17 protein-coding genes are annotated in these 17,799 nt (G+C 61.0%); 13 read left to right on the top strand and 4 right to left on the bottom strand.

All coding sequences use genetic code 11. From position 1 onward, the window contains the following. Positions 1-35 precede the first annotated feature (35 nt). Positions 36-668: a ribosome biogenesis GTP-binding protein YihA/YsxC gene (gene yihA / locus ACF8E5_RS06290; RefSeq protein ID WP_058603688.1), complete on the bottom strand. Its 633-nt coding sequence runs from the start codon at positions 666-668 to the stop codon at positions 36-38. Positions 669-901: 233 nt separating this feature from the next. Here yihA and ACF8E5_RS06285 point away from each other — a divergent pair, with 233 nt between their 5' ends. From ACF8E5_RS06285 to ACF8E5_RS06255, 7 genes are all read left to right on the top strand, one after another. Further along, positions 902-1,168 (top strand): cytochrome c5 family protein, encoded by a 267-nt coding sequence (locus ACF8E5_RS06285; protein ID WP_232105823.1) that lies wholly within the window; start codon positions 902-904, stop codon positions 1,166-1,168. Positions 1,169-1,199: 31 nt separating this feature from the next. Then, positions 1,200-1,817, top strand: coding sequence for a cytochrome c (locus ACF8E5_RS06280; RefSeq protein WP_023532830.1), 618 nt, complete (start codon positions 1,200-1,202; stop codon positions 1,815-1,817). A 151-nt stretch (positions 1,818-1,968) separates the two neighbouring features. Continuing rightward, positions 1,969-2,601 (top strand): thiol:disulfide interchange protein DsbA, encoded by a 633-nt coding sequence (gene dsbA / locus ACF8E5_RS06275; protein WP_058638708.1) that lies wholly within the window; start codon positions 1,969-1,971, stop codon positions 2,599-2,601. Between the two features lie 11 nt (positions 2,602-2,612). Next, positions 2,613-3,467: an endonuclease/exonuclease/phosphatase family protein gene (locus ACF8E5_RS06270; protein ID WP_023532864.1), complete on the top strand. Its 855-nt coding sequence runs from the start codon at positions 2,613-2,615 to the stop codon at positions 3,465-3,467. Positions 3,468-3,562: 95 nt separating this feature from the next. Beyond that, positions 3,563-5,437 carry a GGDEF domain-containing protein gene (locus ACF8E5_RS06265; RefSeq protein WP_058638707.1) on the top strand — a complete coding sequence of 625 codons (1,875 nt, stop codon included), beginning with the start codon at positions 3,563-3,565 and terminating at the stop codon, positions 5,435-5,437. A gap of 75 nt (positions 5,438-5,512) precedes the next feature. Next, positions 5,513-6,301, top strand: a complete 789-nt coding sequence (locus tag ACF8E5_RS06260) for an N-acetylmuramoyl-L-alanine amidase (RefSeq protein ID WP_058638706.1) — start codon at positions 5,513-5,515, stop codon at positions 6,299-6,301. Positions 6,302-6,406: 105 nt separating this feature from the next. Next, a complete protein-coding gene (locus tag ACF8E5_RS06255) occupies positions 6,407-8,011 on the top strand; it encodes an EAL domain-containing protein (RefSeq protein WP_058603692.1) in 1,605 nt (534 codons plus the stop codon). A 15-nt stretch (positions 8,012-8,026) separates the two neighbouring features. Here the strand turns inward: ACF8E5_RS06255 and ACF8E5_RS06250 are convergent, their stop codons facing one another. Continuing rightward, entirely contained in the window at positions 8,027-9,793 is a 1,767-nt protein-coding gene (locus ACF8E5_RS06250; protein ID WP_058638795.1) for a KinB sensor domain-containing domain, read from the bottom strand. 11 nt (positions 9,794-9,804) lie between these two features. Continuing rightward, positions 9,805-11,151, bottom strand: a complete 1,347-nt coding sequence (gene algB / locus ACF8E5_RS06245) for a sigma-54-dependent response regulator transcription factor AlgB (protein WP_023532715.1) — start codon at positions 11,149-11,151, stop codon at positions 9,805-9,807. A 212-nt stretch (positions 11,152-11,363) separates the two neighbouring features. On the opposite strand from algB, the gene ACF8E5_RS06240 reads away from it, so the two are divergent. The 6 genes from ACF8E5_RS06240 (at position 11,364) to ACF8E5_RS06215 (ending at position 16,733) form a co-directional block, all read left to right on the top strand. After that, the gene (locus ACF8E5_RS06240) at positions 11,364-12,185 is read left to right on the top strand and encodes a BON domain-containing protein (RefSeq protein ID WP_197843940.1); all 822 of its coding nucleotides are present in this window, start codon (positions 11,364-11,366) and stop codon (positions 12,183-12,185) included. A gap of 173 nt (positions 12,186-12,358) precedes the next feature. Then, positions 12,359-12,649, top strand: a complete 291-nt coding sequence (locus ACF8E5_RS06235) for a hypothetical protein (RefSeq protein WP_058603694.1) — start codon at positions 12,359-12,361, stop codon at positions 12,647-12,649. Positions 12,650-12,682: 33 nt separating this feature from the next. Further along, positions 12,683-12,844: a DUF1328 domain-containing protein gene (locus ACF8E5_RS06230; protein ID WP_023532363.1), complete on the top strand. Its 162-nt coding sequence runs from the start codon at positions 12,683-12,685 to the stop codon at positions 12,842-12,844. After that, positions 12,841-13,311, top strand: a complete 471-nt coding sequence (locus tag ACF8E5_RS06225; protein ID WP_326384174.1) for an inhibitor of vertebrate lysozyme family protein — start codon at positions 12,841-12,843, stop codon at positions 13,309-13,311. Before ACF8E5_RS06230 ends, ACF8E5_RS06225 begins: the two co-directional genes overlap by 4 nt. 729 nt (positions 13,312-14,040) lie before the next feature. Then, positions 14,041-15,369 (top strand): glutamate/aspartate:proton symporter GltP, encoded by a 1,329-nt coding sequence (gene gltP / locus ACF8E5_RS06220; RefSeq protein WP_058603696.1) that lies wholly within the window; start codon positions 14,041-14,043, stop codon positions 15,367-15,369. A gap of 134 nt (positions 15,370-15,503) precedes the next feature. Further along, positions 15,504-16,733 carry a nucleoside recognition domain-containing protein gene (locus tag ACF8E5_RS06215; protein ID WP_392475038.1) on the top strand — a complete coding sequence of 410 codons (1,230 nt, stop codon included), beginning with the start codon at positions 15,504-15,506 and terminating at the stop codon, positions 16,731-16,733. Between the two features lie 31 nt (positions 16,734-16,764). Here ACF8E5_RS06215 and ACF8E5_RS06210 read toward each other — a convergent pair whose 3' ends face one another. After that, complete coding sequence (locus tag ACF8E5_RS06210) at positions 16,765-17,787, bottom strand: DUF5924 family protein (protein ID WP_392475037.1); 1,023 nt, start codon at positions 17,785-17,787, stop codon at positions 16,765-16,767. Positions 17,788-17,799: the final 12 nt, after the last annotated feature.

The raw sequence follows: 17,799 nt of genomic DNA, 5'->3' as shown, positions 1-17,799 counted from the left end.
TTTGCCTGAAATTTGCCTGATGCGGGCCTTCGCCCTCAGGCGGCAGGCTTGTCTTCGAGCGCCATCCAGTCGGCCAGCACGCGGTAGGCGTCTTCAAGGCCCAGGCGCTTGGGGGCCGAGAACAGTTGGATGGTCACGCCTTCGCCCCAGCCTTTCCTGATCTCCGATTGCACCTTGAGCAAGGTGTTCTTGGCGGCGCCGTGGGTGAGCTTGTCGGCCTTGGTCAGCAGGATGTGCATGGGCATGCCGCTGGCCTTGGCCCAATCGAGCATCATTTTGTCGAAGTCCGTCATCGGGTGGCGGACATCCATCATCAAGATCACGCCACGCAGGCATTCGCGGCTACCCAGGTAAGCTTCCAGGTGGCGCTGCCAGTGCTGCTTGAGGGGGATGGGCACCTTGGCGTAGCCGTAGCCTGGCAGGTCGACCAGGCGGCGTTCGTCATCCAGGCTGAAGAAGTTCAGCAACTGGGTACGGCCGGGTGTTTTCGAGGTACGGGCCAGGCTGGCATGGGTCAGCGTGTTCAGTGCGCTGGATTTGCCGGCGTTGGAGCGGCCGGCGAAGGCCACCTCGTAACCCTGATCGTCCGGGCATTGTTCGACCTTGGCAGCGCTGAGGGCGAATTTGGCTTTCTGGCACAGGCCGAGGATGGGGTTCTTGACTTGCATGGGATATCCGATGTGGTGATGCCAGCCCCTGTCGAGCGGGGCCTGGCAAGCGGTGTCGTTTCCGTTTGGGTGGCGGAAGTATATAATGCCCCAGTTTTTGTGTGCTCATTCTCCCGGCTTTGGGGGGCGAGCATGGGGTGTCGAACATGAGCTTGCGCATTAGAACGCAGCGCGGCCCCCAACCCTGAACGTCATGGCGCAATACGCAATGGCCGCTTGCTGTCGGTCTGTTCCTGCCGGTTTTCAGCGCACAGGCTACACAGGATTCCGAGGTGTTGTACAACCGCGTGTGTGCGGGGGGTACATCGAACGCCTGCTCCATGAGCCCAGATGGGCGATCGGGCAACCCGAATCCTGATCTGGCGCAATGCATGAATAGCTCGGCACGGCACAATGCTCAGGGTTTCAAGGCTATGCCGCCGCGTGGATTGTGCATGGACTGCAGTGCCGAGGACTACCGTCTGGTCATCCTTTGGATGAATGGCAGTCCCGATACATAACATTTCACCCCTAGCCGTGTTGGATTAGCTGATGAACAAACTAGTCGTGAGTCTGCTGTTGAGCCTGGGTGTCGCAGGTGCGGCCACTGCTGCGCAGCCCGTCAAAGGCGATGCCGCCGCAGGTCAGGCCAAGACGGCCGTCTGCGGGGCCTGCCACAACCCAGATGGCAATAGCCTGGCACCGAACTTCCCCAAACTGGCAGGTCAAGGCCAGCGCTACCTCGAAAAACAAATGCACGACATCAAGTCTGGCAAACGCGTCGTGCTGGAGATGACCGGCATGCTGGCCGGCTTCAACGACCAGGACCTGGCCGACATCGCGGCCTATTTCGCCAGCCAGAAAGGCAGCGTGGGTGCAGCCGACCCTGCGCTGGTCGAGCGTGGGCGTGCGCTGTTCAACGGTGGCGACCTGGACAAGGGCATGCCGGCCTGCACGGGCTGCCACTCGCCTGACGGGGCAGGTATCGCACTGGCCGGGTTCCCTCACCTGAGTGGGCAGCATGCCCAGTACGTGAGCAAGCAGCTCACCGACTTCCGTGAAGGCAACCGCACCAATGATGGGGATGCCATGACCATGCGCACCATCGCCGGGAAGCTCAGTAACCATGACATCGAGGCCTTGGCCAGCTACATCCAGGGCCTGCATTAATGCCGGGTTAATGTTGCAAGCCAAAGATGAAAGGGCGGCGCGGCTGCCCTTTTTTTTGCCCGCAGCCGTTACACTACAGAACTAGAGCCCTCCCCGGCCTGTCTCAATCCAGGTCGTGCCGTGGCGACCCATGACTGCTCAGGAGTAAAGCATGCGTAAACTGATTCTCAGCGCTGCGCTGGTCGCTGCCAGCGTACTTGGTATGACTTCCGTCCAGGCCGCAGAGCCTGTAGCCGGCAAGGAATATGTCGAGCTGAGCAACCCGGTTCCGGTTTCCGTGCCTGGCAAGATCGAAGTGGTCGAGTTGTTCTGGTATGGCTGCCCGCATTGCTATCACTTCGAGCCTGTCATCAACCCTTGGGTCGACAAGCTGCCCAAGGATGTCAACTTCAAGCGTGTGCCGGCCATGTTCGGTGGCCCTTGGGATGCCCATGGCCAGATGTTCCTGACCCTGGAAGCGATGGGCGTCGAGCACAAGGTGCACGCGGCGGTATTCGACGCCATTCAAAACCAGCGCAAGCGTCTGACAAGCCCAAAAGACATGGCCGATTTCCTGGCAACGCAAGGTGTGGACAAGGCCAAGTTCCTGGCTACCTACAACTCCTTCGCCATCAAGGGACAGGTCAACCAGGCGAAAGAACTGGCCAAGAAATATGAAATCACTGGCGTTCCCAGCATGGTGGTTAACGGTAAGTACCGCTTCGACCTGGGCACCGCTGGTGGGCCAGAGGGTGTCCTCAACGTGGCCGACCAGTTGATCGACAAGGAGCGCGCTGCCAAGTAGGCAGCGCACCCATGCCTCGCCTACGGGCCACGCGCGGCGTTGCCCTGCCCCAGCCGCAGGTCAACGAGCATCACCTGCAAGCCCCCGGTTTGCCGGAAGATGGTCGTCTGCGGCTGCTTAGCTTCAATATCCAGGTAGGCATCAGTACCGAGCGTTATCGGCATTACCTGACGCGCAGCTGGCAGCACCTGTTGCCGCACACTGGCCGAGCCAGCAACTTGCAGAAAATCGGTAAGTTGCTTGGGGACTTCGACCTAGTGGCCCTGCAAGAGGCGGATGGGGGCAGCATGCGCTCGGGCTATGTCAACCAGGTCGAGCATCTGGCCCAACTGGGTGCCTTCCCCTACTGGTACCAACAGCTCAATCGCAACCTTGGGCGCTTCGCCCAGCACAGCAATGGCGTACTGAGCCGTCTGAAGCCTCATCAGCTCGAAGATCACCCACTGCCTGGCCCAGCAGGGCGCGGGGCTATCCTGGTGCGCTTCGGCGAGGGTGAGGACGCGCTGATCGTGGTCATGATGCACCTGGCATTGGGCGCCAAGACCCGCGCACTGCAGCTGGCCTACATACGCGAACTGATCGGCGGGTACCGCCATCAGGTGTTGATGGGGGACATGAACACCCATGCCACCGACCTGCTCGAGCACTCACCCTTGCGCGACCTTGGCCTGATCGCGCCCCAGGTGGAGGCCACCTTCCCCAGTTGGCGACCACAGCGCTGCCTGGACCACATCCTGCTCAGCCCGAGCCTTACCCTGGAAAGGGTCGAGGTGCTGGCCCAGCCGATTTCCGATCATCTTCCCGTGGCCGTCGAGATCCGATTGCCTGATGCATTGACTGTGGATACGCTGCCGGCCTTGAGCTGAATCAACTGACGCCTCGCTTGCCTTCAAGTGTCCCGGGCGCGCGCCGACAGTGTGTATCAGACAGCCCCAGTTGTATCACCCGTGCGGACACAGGCATGACCGAAGAAGCCGAGCGCTGGAAAGAAAAATACCTGATAAGCATTGAGCAACAGGAGAAGCTCGAACGTCGCTGGGAAGCGCGCCTGGACTTGCTGCGTCGAGGCCTGGTTCGCAGTACGTTGGCCGCCGAGGGCAGCGACAAGGTCGTCGACCAGTGCATGAAGGAAATGCGCGAGGTCATTCGCAGTGACAATATGGATGCCGGGCTTGCCGGCCTGATCCCCCGTCTTGAAAAAGCCGTACTGGAGTCTGAGCAGCGCCGCGAAACCCGCATGCACCAAGTGGGCGATGCGCTGACGGCGCTCGTCGATCAGTTGCAAGGCCTGCCGTTGAGCAGCGATGTCTCAAGGCCCTTGAAGAAGCTTGCCAAGCGGCTGGAGGCCGGCGTTACCCAGTCTCGTGATCTGCCGCCACTGCTGGGGGAACTCAGTGGTCTGCAAGGGCGTGCGCTGGCCGCGCTGGACAGGCCCGAAGGCGGATCGCGGGGCGGCTTTCTGCAGCGATTGTTCAAAGGCCGCGATGAACCGGCGCCTGTCGAGGCCGCCAGCGAGCAGGTGACGGGCCCCGCCCCTGTTGCCGCGCAACCCCTGGTACAGGAAGTATCTCTTCTGTCTCACCACGATGGGCATGAAGGCAACGATGCGTCCCCGTCGCTGATCGAGTCTGAACACGTGCCGGGTGTCGAGCCGCCACCCATTCCCCCGGCACCTCCCATGGCAATGGATACGCCATTGCGAACTGAAGCGGATGATGGCCCGCCCCCTCTGACTGATGTGCCGCTGTCTGATCAAGACGCCTATGCGCTGCCCTACGCAGTCGAGCCGCCCTACAGTCAGGTTGCCGCCCATATCGAGCAGACGCTGCTCGGTCTATTGGATGACCTGAGCCTGCCAGATCGCCACAAGGCGCAGGCGCAGGCGATGCGCGAACGGGTGGCGCGCGGTATGAACTGGTACGAGTTGATTCCTGTACTGGATGATCTTGCCGTGTTGCTGCTGGCGATCACCGACAGTGGCCAGCATGAGTTCGAAACCTATCTGCAATTGCTCAATGAACGGCTCGAAGGTTTCCACGGCCACTTGCAGGCCGCCAGTGCCGGTCACGCCGACAACAGCAGTGCAGCACGCCAGCTGGACACGCAATTGCGTGAACAGGTGGACGGGCTGCAAACCGACATGCAGGGCGCCGCAGACGTATCGAGCTTGAAGCACCTGCTCGAAAGCCGGCTCGAGGGCTTGCTGATGACAATGGACCAGCACCAGCACGAGCGCGACCGCCGCGAGCAGGCGCTGGCTGGGCGCCTGCAGGGCCTGTCCGAGCGCGTGGCCAGCATGGAGCAGGAAGCGTTGGGTTATCGTGAGCACCTGGAGGAGCAGCGGCAAAAGGCGTTGCTCGACCCACTGACCGGCCTGCCCAATCGTGCGGCCTGGAGCGAGCAGGTAGAGCGCGAAATGCAGCGCTGGCAGGAAAACGGCGGCGACCTGGCCATGGCGATTCTGGACCTGGATCATTTCAAGCAGATCAACGATGGCTACGGGCATCTGGCCGGCGACAAGGTATTGAAGATCGTGGCCGATCAGTTGCGCAAACGGCTGCGGGGCCAGGATTTCATTGCCCGCTTCGGGGGCGAGGAGTTCGTGTTGCTGCTGCCCGACACCTCGCCGGCGGACGCATTACAGGTCGTCGAAACAATGCGCCTTGCCGTAGAGGCCTGCCCGTTTCACTTCAAGGGAGAGCGGGTGGTAGTGTCCACGTCCATCGGCCTGAGCGCCTTCAGGCCCGGCGAGGTGGCCGATCAGGTGCTCAAGCGTGCCGACGCAGCGCTTTACCGTGCCAAGCAACGGGGGCGCAATTGCGTGGAGCAGAACTGACCGGGGCCTGGCAAGGGCGAGCGCAGATGCGGGGAGACCGTTATACTGTAGCGCTCATTCGCTGAGGCCACTGCCGTGCTTTCCACGCTGAAAAAAACACTGATCACCTTACTGCTGCTGACTGTCGCTGGTTGTTCGACGGGCTTGCGCATTGACCGCAGCCACCCGTCAGCCAACCACGACAACCGCATTCAGTTCGTGGTGCTGCACTATACCAATGCTTCGCTGGAGCGCTCGTTGGCGTTGCTGACCCACGGCGAGGTCAGCAGCCACTACCTGATCGGTGATGGCCCCGCCACTGTCTACCAGTTGGTGGATGAAAGCAGGCGAGCCTGGCACGCTGGCGATAGCCAGTGGCAGGGCAGAACCTGGTTGAACTCATCGTCCATCGGCATCGAGATCGTCAATGCTGGCTTTACCGATACGCCTGCCGGGCGGGTATGGCACCCCTACAGCGAAGCGCAGATCCAGTCGCTGATCGCGCTGCTCAAGGACATCGTCAAGCGTAACGGCATCGAACCACGGCACATTATTGGCCACAGCGACATCGCGCCACTGCGCAAGCAGGACCCCGGCCCGCTGTTCCCGTGGAAACGCCTGGCCGACGCCGGCCTGGGCGTTTGGCCTGACGCCTCTGCCGTGGCTCGCCAGCAGGCCTATTTTGAGGTCAATCCCCCTACTATTGGGTGGTACCAGCAGGCCCTCGCCCGGTTTGGCTATGCCGTCGAGCAGACGGGCGTGCCCGATGTCCAGACGCGGCACGTGATCGCGGCGTTCCAGATGCGCTTTCGACCTCAACGCTTCGACGGCCAGCCCGATGCGCAGACGGCCGCCATGCTCGAGGTGCTCAACCGCATGCCGTAAAGCGTTGACGGCTGGCAGTTTGGTCCTCGCCCAAGCGAAGCGCTAAACGGCAAAGGTAATTGTCCATTGAGTTGCTATACCTTGGTAATCAACTGGATGCCTTCGATGCCTGATCGCCTGACGGCCTTGCGCCAATTTTTCTACCGTCCCTGGATGCTTGCCGCTTTGGCGGCAATCGCCAGTGCCGCCTTGTTGCTGACCGCCAGCATCGCCATTGCGTTGCAGCAGATGAAACAAAGTGAAAGCGAACAGATGAATGCTCAGGGCGAGCGTTTTCTGGAGCGACTCGAGCAGGTGTTCGGGCAGTTGCGCGAAGGCGTGGACTTGTTGGAGACGCAGCCTTTGCGTGGCTGCGGCCCCGCCATGCTGACGGCCTTGCAGCAGATCGGGTTGAGTTCACGGTTCATCTACGAGGCGGCCTATGTCGACGGTGATGTCGCGTGTTCGAACCGAGGTGACGAGCGGGCTTTCGTGCCGCTGCGCCCGCCAGATATCAAGGGGCCGGTCTACAGCTATTGGCTCAATACCACCACCGAGCCCGACGAAAACCTTGCCGCGCTGATGCTGGGGCGTGGCCGGTTTCTGGTGTCAACGTCCCGCGGGCACCTGACCGACGTGGTGGATTTGCCCCCGGGCGGCAGCTTGTTGGTCGTGCTGGATAACGGTGCCCGGGCGATCCCGGTACTGGGCCCGCCCCAAGTGTGGCCACCGCCTTCTGTGTGGTCGACCAGCCACAAAACGCTGCTGGAGTTCAGCGACCGTCTGATCTATCGCATGCCCACCAAGTCTCCTGATTACCAGTTGGTTCTGATCGCACCACGCGCAAGTCTCCCCCTGCGCATGAATGGCGCTCTGTGGCTGCTGTTTCCAGGCAGCGTACTGGGTGCTTGTTGCATCGGCTGGCTGGTCTTGCAGCTGGCGCAACAGCGACGCTCCATGAGCTCGGAGCTGCAGCAGGCGCTGAGTCGTGGCCAGTTGCAAGTGCTTTACCAGCCGATTTTCGAGCTCGACAGCAGGCGCTGTGTGGGTGCCGAGGCATTGGTGCGTTGGCGTCGGCCCGATGGCAGCTTGACCAGCCCTGAGCTGTTCATCCCGCTGGCCGAGAATACCGGGCAGATCCGTGAGATCACCGACTTCGTCCTGCGACGCGTCCTCGAACAACTTGGCCCACTGTTGCGCTCACGGCCCATGCTGTACATCTCGGTGAACCTGGCGGCGTGCGACGTGATGGTTCCGCGTGTTGGGGAAGTGGCGGCGCGCTTGCTGGCGCTGCACCGGGTGGCCCCTAGGCAGATCGCCTTCGAGGTGACCGAGCGCGGCCTGATCGATGTGGTGGTGGCGCGCGAAAACCTGCAAGCACTGCGCGCCCAGGGCCATCAGGTGCTGATCGACGATTTCGGTACGGGCTACTGCAGCCTGGCCTATCTCCAGACCTTGCCCGTGGATTGCCTGAAAATCGACAAGGCATTCATCGATGCGCTGGGCCACGATGCCGCCAGCAGCGGCGTGGCACCGCATATCATCCGCATGGCCCACGACCTGCATCTGCGGGTGATCGCCGAAGGTATCGAGCGTGAAGACCAGGCACTGCTGCTGCTTGGTGAGGGCGTGAAGTACGGCCAGGGCTGGCTGTTCGCCAAGGCCCTGACGGCCCGTCAGTTCGCCGAGCTGGTCACGCGGGATAAATTGCCACGGGGCAGACAGGCCTGACGCGCCTTGCGAGCATCAGACCGGCAGGGCCAGGTAGAACTGGGTACCTTCACCCGGTCGCGAGAAGACGCCCATGCGCCCACCGTGCAACTGCACGATTTCCTTGCACAAGGCCAGTCCCAGGCCGGCTCCACCTTTCTTGCGCCCTACTTGCACGAACGGCTCGAAGATACGGGCCTGCTGGCCATAGGCGATACCCTCGCCCGTGTCCTCGACACTGATGATCACGCGTTCGGCATGGCGCCGCGCATGCAGGCGGATGCGCCCGCCCTGTGGGGTATGCCTGACCGCGTTGTGCAGCAGGTTGTCCAACACACGGTCGAGCTGGGCAACGTCAGCCTGAATGCGTGGCAATGGCGGTTCCAGGGCCAGGACCAGTTCGATCTGCTTCTGGCCCGCCTGGTCGGCGAAGCGTAATTGCGCCCGCTCCAGCAGTTCATCGACGGCGCAGGGCGCCAAGTCGAGCTTTTGCAGGCCGCTTTGATAGCGGCTGAAGTTGAGCAGGTCATTGATCAACTGGGTCAGGCGCTGCATTTCTTCGCCGATGGTTTCCAGCAGATCGTACTCACGCGCTTCTTCGGGAAACTTGACCCGTTCGCGCAGCAGGCCGAACGCCATGTGCATACCGGTGACAGGCGTGCGCAGCTCGTGGGAGGCGCGGAGCACGAACTCGCTGCGCACCCGCTCGAAGGCACGCTGTTCTGTCACGTCGTGAAGCACCATCACAGCGCCCAGGATCGGGCCCTGGGGATGGCTGACGGGCGTCAGGCTATAGGTCAGCAGACGCGTTTCCTCGTCAACATCAATGTGAAGGTCGTCCGGTTGCCGGTCCAGACTGCCGCCGCGCAGCACCTGGCACAGTTGCTGTTCCAGCTCAGGTCGTTCCAGGGCTTCGGCCAGGCTGCTGCCAACACGGCTGTCGTTCCAGCCCAGTTGGCGTTGAGCAACCGGGTTCAAGTGCTCAAGCAAGCCCTGTCGATCGATGATCAGCAGGCCATCATCGATACTGTCGAGCACGGCTTGCAGCCGCTGCTGCCCGGCGAGCAATTCGTCGACATTGGTGGCCTGGTGCTTGCGCAGGGCGTCGGCCATGATCCCGAAGCGACGCGTGAGCTGGTTCAGCTCGCTAGCTTGAGTGATCGGGAGCGTGACATCGAAATTGCCCTTGCCGAGCTGATCGGCTGCCTTGGCCAGGGCCTCGATGGGCTGCCCGAATCGGCGGGCAATATTGTGGGCAGTGATAAAGCCCAGAACCAGGACCACCAGGCCCATCAGGCCCAGCACGCCGCCGACCAGCAAGGCGCGGGCACGGCTTTGTTCTTCGCTGCGAGCGATGTTGGCCAGCGCTTGTTTGTGGGAATCGATCAGGTCGGTGCGCACTTGATTGAATGCGGCGCCCAGTGGCTGGTCCACGGCCAGGCTGCGCGAAGGCGCCGGGGTTGCGTGGTAAGCCTCGAGAAATGCCTGGTAGTGGTCGCGGGCTTCGCTGAACCCAGGCCGCTGGCCACCGTCGGCCAGGCTTTGGTCGAGCAGGTGTTGGAAATTGTCTTGCAGTGCTTGCAACTGATCTGGAGCCGTGTCCGTATCCAGCAGCAGGATGAGTTGCTCACCGAGGTTCTGGCGTAGCTTCAACCCCACATCCAGCGAGTGATTGGTGTCGCGAACCAGTGCCTGTTGGGCCGAAGCCATTTGCAGGACGCTTACCAAGCCAAGCAGCAGCCCCAGCAGGGCGACCGTGACCAGCGCCGAGATGCTGAGAAAGAGCCGCGTGCGCAGCTTCATGGTCGGCCACTTCACAGGTTGTACTGCTTACGCTTGCGATACAGGGTCGACGCGTCGATCCCGAGGGTCTTGGCGGCTTGGTCAAGCGTGTCGCTGGCAGCCAGCACGGCGCCGATATGCGCGCGCTCCAGCTCATCCAGGCTCAAGGCGGCCCCTACACGCGGCGCGTTGCTTGCCGGTTGCTCGCCCATGCCCAGATGGCTGATCTCGACCTTTTCCTGGGGACAGATGATGCTGGCCCGCTCGATCACGTTACGCAATTCGCGAATGTTGCCCGGCCAGCGGTAATTGAGCAGCGCTGCGCGTGCCTCGTCGCTGAAGCCGCGTGCTGGCCTTGAGTATTCCTTGACGAAGCGGGCCAGGAAGCGGTCGGCGAGCGTGAGGATGTCTTCACTGCGCTCGCGCAGGGGCGGCAGGTGCAAGGTGATGACGTTCAGGCGGTAGAGCAAGTCTTCGCGGAAACGGCCCTCGCGCACCATTTCCTCAAGGTTGAGGTTGGTGGCGGCGAGGATGCGCACATCGGCCCGGCGGGTGACGGGGTCGCCAACACGCTCATATTCCTTGTCCTGGATGAAGCGCAGCAACTTGGGTTGCAGGGTCAGGGGGAAGTCACCGATTTCATCGAGGAACAACGTACCGCCGTCCGCCTGGTTGACGCGGCCAAGGGTGCTCTCGCTGGCGCCGGTAAAGGCCCCTCGCGTGTGGCCGAACAGTTCGCTTTCCATCAGCTCGGCATTGAGCGACGGGCAGTTGATGGTCACGCAGGCCTTGCGCGCACGCTTGCTCCAGCCGTGGATGGCGCGGGCCAGCTCACCTTTACCGGTCCCGGACTCGCCCAGGATCAGGATGTTGGCATCTGTGGTTGCTACCTGGCGGGCTGTTTCCAGCACGACCATCATGGCCGGGCTGTGGGAGTCCAGGCCATCCTTGGGCTTGCGCACTTCGCCTTCCAGGGCTTCCAGGCGGGCGGAAAGCTGGCGTACCTCCAGTTGCTTGGCTGTGGCCAGGCGCAACTGGTCAGGACTGCAAGGCTTGACCAGGTAGTCGGCGGCACCGGCTTGAATGGCATCGACCGCCGTGTCGATAGCGGAGTGGGCGGTCACGATGACCACGCGCATCCACGGTGCCTGAACACGCATCTGGGCCAGCACGTCCAGGCCATTGTCCTCGCCCAGACGCAGGTCGAGGAAGCACAGGTCGAACACCTGGCGCTGCAGCAGGCTCTCCGCCTGGGTGGCGCTGTTGGCGGTCGCCACGCTGTAGCCCTCGTCTTCCAGGCAGTAGCGGAAGGTGCGCAGGATCGCGGACTCGTCATCCACCAGCAGAATGCGGCCTTGCTTGTCCTGGGCTGATTCCATGTACCTGCGCTCCTTTGGGAAATATCTTTGTTTAGTGTGGGAAAAATCGGGCAAGTTGCATGGTCAATTCTGAAGGATTCTGCCCTTTGCACGCCAGCGGGTCGACCAAGAAGCTTGAAGACACCCGTGGGGCCGGCGATTTGCTTAGAGAGGTTGGTTGGCACATTGGTTGCGAAGAGTTTCAGATTTTGCCTACAAAAGGAGACTACGACATGCCTTTCCCCTTTCGCGCACTTGCGCTAGCGGTCAGTTTGCTGCCCCTCGCCGCTGTGGCCAGTGACGATCCTGTCCACGATGCTCGCCTGGAAGGTTCGCTGCAGACGGCAGTGTCCTTGAATCGAATCCTCAATCCCTATCGAATCACCGTTAAGGTCGATGGCGCGTCGGCGCGTTTGGCTGGGGAGGTCGAGAATGAGGTTGAGCGACGTTTGGTCGAAGAAGTGGCTTTGGCGACTTCAGGTATCGAGAAGGTCGACAATCAGGTGCAGGTCAATCCTGAGCTGGTCGAGCGTCCACTGGCGTTGCGCGCTTATGCCCAGCGCACGGAGGACGTGACGCTTACGGCAGTCATACGGTCACGGCTGTTGTGGAGCCGCCTGACTGAGAAGGCACCCATAGAGGTACAAAGTGACAGCGGTGTCGTCACGCTCCGGGGGCGGGTAGACAACCCCGAGGCAAAGGAGCTTGCGGGCGTCGTGGCGCGTACGACCGAGGGGGTGTACCTGGTCAACAACCTGATCAGCCTTGACACCGCAGCCATGATCAAAGCTAAAGACCAGCCTGTGGATGCCCCAACCGGACCGCAGCCAAGCGATGCCTGGATCGTCGATAAGGTCCAAAGCAGTTACAGCTTCAGCCGCAACCTCGACGGGCTGAATCTGAAGGTGGTGAGCCAGGATGGCTTGGTCAGACTCTCCGGCGAAGTCGTCAGCCCGGAGCAGAAGAATATCGCGACGGACATCGCCAGACAGATCACTGGTGTGCGTGGGGTCGATGCCGACATGCTCAAGGTGGCAACCAAGGTTGAAGGGTGATCGTGCATTTCGCACGGTCCCCCAGGGGGCATCGTGCAGGATACGTGGTAGGTCCTAATGGTTCAATCTTTTAACTTATTGAAAAATAAGGATATTTTCTAATTTCAAAGCTGGCACGCAGGCTGCAATTACTTGTTCAAGTCTGGACAAAAATTACAGCAGGAGAAGCCGGTATGAACCGCCCATCTGTCAACCGTTTGCACGTTACCGCCCTGCCACTGCGTCAGATCATGTCGCTTGGCATCGCGGTCATGCTGACTTTGGCAGCAGGGCTGTTCTACTACAGCGTGCAAACCGCCCGCCTGGCCGACCAAGTGGCGGCGCAAACAGCCCTGCTGTCGCAGATCCAGAACACCCGCGCCAGTAACCTCGTGCAAGCAGCCGAGCCGCTGCCATCGAAGGGTAAGGCCGAGTCCCCTGCAACCGTTGAACATGTCGTACCACAGGACCGTTGGGTGTTCTGATCACCCTGCTTTCGAAAACAAAGGAGAATCACCATGCTGAGCTGGGCTATCACTTTCCTCATCATCGCCATCGTCGCTGCAGTTCTGGGCTTTGGTGGTATCGCTGGCGCTGCAACGGGTATCGCCAAGATCCTGTTCATCGTCTTCCTGGTTCTTTTCGTTGCTTCGTTCTTCTTTGGACGCGGTCGCAGATGAGCAGGCTGTTACGCAATGCCGTAGCTGGCGTTCTGATGATGAGCGCCACTGCAGCAGCGTTGGCGGCCAATGATGGCCAGCTACGCGTCGATCAATTGCTGGGTAGCGACGCCGAGTACCGGGAATCCTGGCAGGACGCCGTCAAAGGCGAGGAACGCCTGCCCGATTGGGTGTTGAACCTGACGGGGAGCTCGCCTCAGCAGATGTCGGCGGTCACGGAAGACGGCGATAAATACCTCGTGGGCCCGCTCTGCGAAGCTGCGGACAAATGCACTTACAAGCGTTTGATCGTCGCATTCAGCTGGGACAAGGATGACGCCTACGGGATGCTGGTGGAGGTACCGGAAGGCCTGCCCAGCGACAAGTCGCCTACCCGCCATGCGCAGTATCGGTGGCTTGGCAAACCTGACGAGGGCATGAAAACCATGCTTCAGGAGCAACTCAAGCGGGACCCGAACTGGTACTGAGTCGCAAGACCGGTGTGGTTCAGGTTTGGCACTGTCATGAAATAGAAGCTGAACGGCCGTAGGCTTGCAGCCTTCTATGATGCGCCGCTCCGAGGAGGAGCAGCACATGACCAAGGGGCCGGGCTGTTTTGATCGCTACAGGATCGGAGTGGCCTAGGGGTACAGGGAGTGCCTCCACCTGTTGGGCCGGGTCAGGCAAGGCAGAATCGGAAGTTCCAGGTCAGTAGAGCCCTGAACGATCTTCAGGGTGGACCTGGCTTCCGAGGAGCCATCCAGATGGCAGTGCACGATGCACGAAATCCATCTGGGGACACATTTTGTCTCAACCGCGCGTCTTTTTTTTCGTGAGCTGTGCTATCTATATCAGCTGCGTTTGAAGCATTCGGATTGTCGAACAACCAAGCTTCTTTTACTTTCCCCTGCGACTATTTCAGCCGTCATATGGCGTTTATGTCTTGTTCGGGATTCCGAACAGCGCTTCGCAGGACGCCTATTCCCTTCTAGATACCCCACTTTCCCATGCTCAATCGGTATGGGGTATGCGTTTCCGGCATTAGATTTCCCTTCTTCCCATCGCAATAGTTGCGGCCTTTTTCGCCGACCGAGCCCTGCGCTCGTCTGCGCTGTCCTTACAACACGTCGCTAATCGGCGAATTCACTCCGGGCTTGTGTCCATCTGCTGTCCGGTTGCCGTTAGTCGACATGACCACTACAACAAAGGGTAAAGACATGAAGAAGGCAAAACTGAGCCTCGCCTGGCAGATCGTCATAGGTCTGGTACTGGGCGTTGCAATCGGCGCGCTCCTGAACCACTTCAGTGCAGAAAAGGCCTGGTGGATCAGCAACGTCCTTCAGCCTGCTGGTGATATCTTCATTCGCCTGATCAAGATGATCGTGGTCCCGATCGTGATCTCGTCGCTGATCGTGGGTATCGCTGGGGTTGGCGATGCCAAGAAGCTTGGCAGTATTGGCCTGAAGACCATTCTCTACTTCGAGGTCGTCACGACCATCGCTATTGTTGTGGGCCTGGTGCTTGCCAACCTGTTCCATCCGGGCGCGGGTATCGACATGAGCACCCTTGGTACTGTGGACATCTCCAAGTACCAGGCGACCGCCGCCGAGGTGCAGCATGAGCATGCCTTCATCGAGACCCTGCTCAATCTGATCCCGTCGAATATCTTCGCGGCGCTGATGCGCGGTGAAATGTTGCCGATCATCTTCTTCTCGGTCATGTTCGGCCTTGGCCTTTCGAGCCTGCAAGCCGAGCTGCGCGATCCTCTGGTACGCACCTTCCAGGCCGTATCGGAGACCATGTTCAAAGTCACCCACATGATCATGAAGTACGCGCCGATCGGTGTGTTCGCGCTGATCGCGGTGACCGTTGCCAACTTTGGCTTCAGCTCGTTGCTGCCACTGGCCAAGCTGGTGCTGCTGGTGTATTTCGCCATCGCCTTCTTCGCCTTCATGGTGTTAGGGCTGGTAGCGCGCCTGTTCGGTTTCTCGGTGATCAAGATCATGCGCATCATGAAAGATGAGCTGATCCTGGCCTACTCCACCTCAAGCTCGGAAACCGTCCTGCCACGGGTTATCGAAAAGATGGAGAAGTACGGCGCGCCCAAATCGATCTGCTCGTTCGTGGTACCCACCGGCTACTCGTTCAACCTCGACGGCTCCACCCTGTACCAGAGCATCGCGGCCATCTTCATCGCCCAGCTCTACGGTATCGACCTGTCGTGGAGCCAGCAGTTGCTGCTGGTGCTGACCTTGATGGTGACCTCCAAAGGCATCGCCGGGGTACCAGGCGTTTCGTTCGTGGTGCTGCTGGCCACCCTGGGTAGCGTGGGTATCCCACTGGAAGGCCTGGCGTTCATTGCCGGTGTCGACCGCATCATGGACATGGCGCGCACGGCGCTCAACGTGATCGGCAATGCCCTGGCGGCGCTGGTCATCTCCCGCTGGGAAGGCATGTACGACGCGGCCAAGGGCGAGCTGTACTACGCTTCGCTGATCGCCGAGAAGCCTGAAACTGCCATGGTGGGTGAAGCAGCCAAACGCTGAGGCCAAACCTGTTGGACCCAAAGCCCCGACCCGTCGGGGCTTTTTGTCGTCTGTGGCATCCATACTCACGGCGAGCCGCAGCCAGGGCAGTGTTCGATACGTTATGATTCGGGCATTTTCGGGGAGGTACGTGGATGCTCAACGGCTTATGGTTCGGCTTTTTCCTGGTAGCGGCCATATCTGCCATGGCTCAATGGCTGGTGGGTGGCAACGCCGGCATCTTCGCGGCCATGGTCGAAAGCATCTTCGCCATGGCGAAGCTGTCGGTCGAGGTCATGGTATTGCTGTTCGGCACCCTGACCCTATGGCTGGGCTTTCTGAAGATCGCCGAGCAGGCGGGTATCGTCGAGTGGCTGGCCAAGGTACTGGGCCCCTTGTTCGCACGGCTGATGCCCGAAGTGCCGCCTGGGCACCCTGCGCTAGGGCTGATCACCATGAACTTTGCGGCCAATGGCCTGGGCCTGGACAATGCTGCTACCCCTATCGGCCTGAAGGCCATGCGTGCCCTGCAGACGCTCAACCCCAGCAGCACCACGGCCAGCAACGCGCAGATCCTGTTCCTGGTGCTCAACGCGTCTTCCTTGACCCTGCTCCCTGTAACCGTGTTCATGTACCGCGCCCAGCAAGGCGCGCCCGACCCAACCATGGTGTTCCTGCCTATCCTGCTGGCCACCAGTGTGTCGACGCTGGTCGGGCTGCTGTCGGTCGCGGTGATGCAGCGTTTACGGCTATGGGACCCTGTGGTGCTGGCGTACCTGGTACCCGGCGCGTTGCTGCTGGGGGGCTTCATGGCCTTTCTCGGCACGCTGTCGGCAGCCGCGCTGGCCAGCTTGTCCTCGATCCTGGGCAACCTCACGCTGTTCGGGGTGATCATCGTCTTTTTGATCATCGGCGCGCTCAAGCGGGTCCAGGTCTACGAAGCATTCGTCGAAGGGGCGAAGGAGGGCTTCGACGTTGCCAAAAGCCTGCTGCCCTACTTGGTGGCGATGCTGGTGGCGGTCGGTGTACTGCGCGCATCCGGGGCGCTTGAGGTGGCGTTGGACGGTATCCGCCATGCGGTGAACTGGATGGGCCTGGATACGCGCTTTGTCGAAGGGCTGCCAACTGCCCTGGTCAAGCCGTTTTCCGGCAGTGCTGCACGGGCAATGCTGATCGAGACCATGCAGGCCCAGGGTGTTGACAGCTTCCCTGCCTTGGTCGCAGCGACCATTCAGGGCAGTACCGAAACCACGTTCTACGTCCTGGCCGTGTACTTCGGCGCCGTGGGCATTCAACGGGTGCGCCATGCCGTGGGGTGTGCACTGTTGGCCGAGTTTTCCGGTGTGGTGGCAGCGATCTGCGTTTGCTACTGGTTCTTCGGCTGACCGGCGTTTCTGGCGGTACACGATGCGCCGCTCATGAAGCGGCGGCATCCTCGACTACCTTGAAGCGCAGTACACCGATCACCTGGCCATCCTCAGTCAGTACCCTCACCTGCCAACGCCCTACCGGGTTGGGCGGGAAGTTCTGCTTGTGGGTCCAGGCTCGATAGCCTTCCTTGCGCCCACCGTGAATGTCTAGGGCGATACGGTCCACTTCCTGCCCGTCTTTCTGCCATACATGGTAGATCCGCTCATTCAGGCCGCGCGGCGCGTTGATGGCGGTGTAGGCGTAAAGGCCGCTGCTGCGAATACGGCTGGCAGCGATTTTATCCAGTGAATCTCCCGGCTCACGGTTAATGACCTCGGTGCTCACGGCGACTTCGGTCATCCACAAGGTGGCCGGCGGCACCCAGGAGCGCAACAACCAACCCCCGCCACCGACGGCCAGCGTGATTACCACCAGGGCGACACCGCGTCGCCAGTTGCTGACCGGAAAACTGCTGACCAGGCTCGGGAAGGACAAGGCCATGGCGATGATCAGGGCCAGCTTGAAGCTTTGCGCGGTGGTGAGGTGAAGGATGATCGGCAGGGCGGTCAGCAAGGCGGCGAACAGGGTCAGGGTGTGAAGCGCCATGAACAGCCAGCGCCGCGGCGCGAGCCAGCGGTAGTACAACGGGTCGATGATCGAGACCAGTCCGGCGCCGCCCAGCAAGCCTGTAAAGATCGACTGGCCGCTGTTCCAGGTGGTGGTGATGAAGAAAAACGGCAGTACGAAGAACAGGGATTCCTGATGGATCATCTGCGTGGCATAGCGCAACAGCGGCTGGGGTATTTCACGCTTGAAGGTACGCGTGAACAGGCGGGTGAGCGTGCTTTCGAGCATCAGCCAGACCCAGCTGACCAGCAGCAGGACGGCGATCCAGCTGGCGAGGCCCGCCTGCCGGTCGACCAGGATGAAACTGCCTACACCTGATAGAAAACCACCCAAGGCAATGACGCCCGGATAGCGTTTGAGCAGTTCGATGATGCGCTGGGCGATCTTAGGTATTGGGGGCATGGGGCTGCAATG

Origin of the sequence: Pseudomonas sp. WSY_20 (assembly GCF_043104335.1) — a bacterium.
GTDB classification, from domain to species: Bacteria; Pseudomonadota; Gammaproteobacteria; order Pseudomonadales; family Pseudomonadaceae; genus Aquipseudomonas; species Aquipseudomonas parafulva_B.
This window is presented reverse-complemented; position numbering and strand designations above follow the sequence as displayed.